We start from the raw sequence: 3,917 nt of genomic DNA on the forward strand, positions 1-3,917 counted from the left end.
GCCCAGCGGCGTACCGGGCGCGACGATCCCGTTGCCGATTTTCGCATGGCCGTCCGCGGCCAGTTCGCCAAGACCGAGGCGCTCAAAATAGCTGTTGCTCCAGCGCTGCTCATGCGCCAGGTAATTCCATTTGCAGCCGACCGTACAGATCGAGCGCACCGTCGAACCGGTGGCCCGAAAGGAGAGATAGTCGGCCAGATCGAAGAAATACCCCGCCGAGCCAAAGGTCTGCGGCATGTGCCGCTGCAGCCAGAGCAGCTTCGGAATTTCCATTTCGGGCGAGATCGAACCGCCGACATAGCGAAGAACCTCGTCCCGCGTTTCATTCACCAGACGCGCCTCGGCGATCGCACGGTGATCCATCCAGACGATGACGTTCCGTCTGCTATCGCCGGACGCGCTGACCGTCAGCGGATCACCGGCCGCATCGAGCGCCACAAGCGAGCAGGTCGCATCGAAGCCTACGCCCGTGACGGCGGAGGCCGGAATCGCCGCCTGCGCCATGGCGGCGCGAACGGAAGCGGCGCAGGCCGCCCAGATGTCGCTGGACGACTGTTCGACGACGCCGCCCGCCTCATGCCAAACCGTGATCGGAGTCCGCGCGGTCGCCAACAGGGTGCCGGCCTCGTCGAACACGCCGGCGCGCGCGCTCGATGTCCCGACATCGACACCGATGAAGGCGTGTTTCATGGCAATTCCGTCCACAATCGGCGCAAGCGCGACGAGCCGTCATCGCGCCCTATTTCCTAACATGATCTGCGCGCAGACGCGTTCCACGTTTGTCGCGAGGCAAAACCGCTACCCGCTTTCCCGATCATGCTCTACCAGCACGTATAACCGCCATCGACGACAACGACGCTCCCGGTCATCAGGCTTGCGGCCTCGGATGCCAGGAACAGCACGACGGAGGCGATTTCATCAACCTCCCCCATGCGCGCCATCGGCGTACCACCGATCCAGGCATCATACATCCTTGGATTGTTCTTGACGAAGGCATTGAGCGGGGTCGTGATATAGGTCGGTGCCACCGCATTGACGCGCACGCCGCGGGCGCCCCACTCGGCCGCCAGCGATTTCGTCAGATGGTGCACTGCGGCCTTCGACGCGTTGTAGAAGCATTGCTCCTGCGGCTTGTTGACGATGAAGCCCGACATCGAGCCGATATTCACGATCGACCCCGACTTCGCCCGCAGCATGTGCTTGCCGAAGGCACGACAGCACCAGAACGTGCCGTTGAGATTGACGTCGATGACATTGAGCCAATGCTCGTCCGTCACGGTCTCCGCCGGCGTTTCGCTGCGGGCAATTCCGGCATTGTTGACGAGGATGTCGATCGCGCCGTGTCGCGAGACCAGTTCATCCGCCACTTCGCCAACACGGCCGGAGTCCGTCACATCCATGATGACGACCTCGGCGTCGAGGCCTTTGGCGGTCAGGCTCGCGCAACCCGCCGCGGCAATGTCCGGATCGCGATCCGCGATCACCACCCTGGCTCCCGCCTCCGCGAGAGCTTCCGCGCAGGCCAGCCCAATTCCCTGACCGGCGCCGGTCACCAGCGCGGTTTTTCGATCCAGCCTGAATTTTTCCAGATACATATCGTTCGTCTTCCTGTTGGCCTGTCGGCCCCTGGTGGATGTCCCGCCGGCGCACCGACAATCAGGTCCTGAGAACCTCACCGTCCTTGTCGAAGCGATGCAGGCGGGTCGGATCCGGCGAAAGCCACACGCGGTCGCCGGCCTTCAGATCGAGTTCGCCGACATAGCGCACGGTCAGCATTCCCCGCTTTCCGGCGTCGACATAAAGAAACGTGTCGCTGCCAAGATGCTCGGCAACCGAGACGGTCGCCGGCCAGCCCTCGCCCTCCTTGCTGATTTTCAGATGCTCGGGCCTGACGCCCAGCGTCGCGACGCCGGGCTCGCCGGCCGCCTCTCCCGGCACGAAGTTCATCTTCGGCGATCCGATGAAACCGGCGACGAACAGGTTGGCCGGCCGCTCGTACAATTCGAGCGGCGAGCCGTATTGCTCGATGCGGCCGGCATTCAGGACAACGATCTTGTCGGCCATGGTCATGGCCTCGACCTGGTCATGGGTCACGTAGACCGCGGTGGTCCCGAGCTGCTTCTGCAGCCTGGTGACTTCCAGCCGCATCTGGACCCGCAGCGCCGCGTCGAGATTCGACAGCGGCTCGTCGAACAGGAATGCCTTGGGCTCGCGCACGATGGCGCGCCCGATCGCGACGCGCTGACGCTGGCCACCCGAAAGCTCGCGCGGTTTGCGATCGAGATAGGGCGCCAGATTGAGCGTCGCGGCGGCGGCTTCCACCTTGCGATCGATGTCCGCCCGCGGCAGGCCCGCCATCTTCAGCCCGAAGGCGATGTTGCCGCGCACACTCATGTGCGGATAGAGCGCATAGGACTGAAACACCATCGACAGCCCGCGCTTCGCCGGCGGCACGTCCACCACGTTGCGGCCGTCGATCAGGATCTGGCCGCCGGTGACATCCTCGAGCCCGGCAATCAGGCGCAGCAGCGTGGTCTTGCCGCAACCGGACGGCCCGACAAAGACCACGAACGATCCATTCTGGATGTCGAGATTGGCGTCCTTGATGATATTGACCGGACCGAACGATTTCCGGACGGCCTGGAGCGTGATCTGACCCATGTTGCCTGGTCCTTGTCGCTACTTGACGGCGCCGAAGGTCAACCCGCGGACGAGCTGCCGCTGGCTGAACCAGCCGAGAATGATGATCGGAGCGATGGCGAGCGTCGAGGCCGCCGACAGCTTGGCCCAGAACAGGCCCTCCGGGCTCGAATAGGACGCGATGAACACCGTGAGCGGGGCTGCTTCGGAGGTCGACAGATTCAGGGTCCAGAAGGCCTCGTTCCACGCCAGGATGAAGTTGAGAAGCAGCGTCGACGCGAGTCCGGGGATCGCCATCGGCGTCAGCACATAGATCAGCTCGCGCTCGATGGTCGCGCCATCCATCCGTGCCGCCTCGAGAATGTCCTTCGGGATTTCCTTGAAATAGGTGAACAGCATCCAGATCACGATCGGCAGGTTGCCGAGACACAGGATCAGGATCAGGCCGGCACGCGAATCCAACAAGCCGAACGTCCGGTACAACAGATAGATCGGGACCAGCACGCCGACCGGCGGCATCATCTTGGTCGAGAGCATCCAGAGCAGAACGTCCTTGGTGCGCCTGGTCGGCGCAAACGCCATCGACCACGCGGCCGGAACCGCGATGATCAGCGCCAACAGCGTCGATCCGCCGGCGATGATGATCGAGTTGAAGGCATGATGGAGGTAGTCGCTGCGCTCCTGCACGGTCGCATAGTTCTCGGTGGTCCAATGAAACATCAGGAACTTGGGGGGCATCGAGAACGCCTCGAGCTCGGTCTTGAAGCTGGTCAGAACCATCCACAGGATCGGCAGGAAAATCAGGAATCCGACCAGCCAGGCGGCAGCCGTGGACACCATGATATGCCGCGAGGTGACTTTGCGTGCCATCGTCTATGCCTCCAGATTCCGCCCGACGATCCGCACCAGGAAGAAGGCCACGACATTGGCGATCACGACCGCGACCAGCCCGCCGGCGGAGGCGTTGCCGACATCGAACTGGATCAGCGCCTGGGAATAGATCAGGAATGCGATATTGGTGGTCTGCAGGCCCGGGCCGCCGCCGGTCGTGACGAAGATCTCGGCGAACACGGTCAACAGAAAGATCGTTTCGATCAGGATCACCACCGTGATCGGCCGCGCCAGATGTGGCAGCGTCAGGTAGATGAAGCTGGACAATGGGCTGGCGCCATCCATCTCGGCCGCTTCCTTCTGCTCCTCGTCCTGGGATTGCAGCGCCGTGAGCAGGATCAGGGTCGCAAACGGCAGCCACTGCCAGGCGACGATCAGGATCACCG

At 63.2% G+C, this 3,917-nt stretch carries 5 protein-coding genes; all 5 read right to left on the reverse strand.

Annotated elements, in window-relative coordinates:
• Nucleotides 1-690, reverse strand: a 690-nt coding sequence (locus WCB02_RS01300) for an FGGY family carbohydrate kinase (RefSeq protein ID WP_423955486.1), incomplete at its 3' end; no start/stop codon positions are given.
• 131 nt (nt 691-821) lie between these two features.
• Nucleotides 822-1,595: an SDR family NAD(P)-dependent oxidoreductase gene (locus WCB02_RS01305; RefSeq protein ID WP_423955488.1), complete on the reverse strand. Its 774-nt coding sequence runs from the start codon at nt 1,593-1,595 to the stop codon at nt 822-824.
• 61 nt (nt 1,596-1,656) lie between these two features.
• A complete protein-coding gene (locus WCB02_RS01310; protein ID WP_423955490.1) occupies nt 1,657-2,661 on the reverse strand; it encodes an ABC transporter ATP-binding protein in 1,005 nt (334 codons plus the stop codon).
• 18 nt (nt 2,662-2,679) lie between these two features.
• Nucleotides 2,680-3,510, reverse strand: a complete 831-nt coding sequence (locus tag WCB02_RS01315; protein WP_423955492.1) for a carbohydrate ABC transporter permease — start codon at nt 3,508-3,510, stop codon at nt 2,680-2,682.
• A 3-nt stretch (nt 3,511-3,513) separates the two neighbouring features.
• A partial coding sequence (locus WCB02_RS01320; protein WP_423955495.1) for a carbohydrate ABC transporter permease occupies nt 3,514-3,917 on the reverse strand: 404 nt, incomplete at its 5' end.

The organism is Bradyrhizobium sp. (assembly GCF_049581145.1).
GTDB lineage: Bacteria > Pseudomonadota > Alphaproteobacteria > Rhizobiales > Xanthobacteraceae > Bradyrhizobium.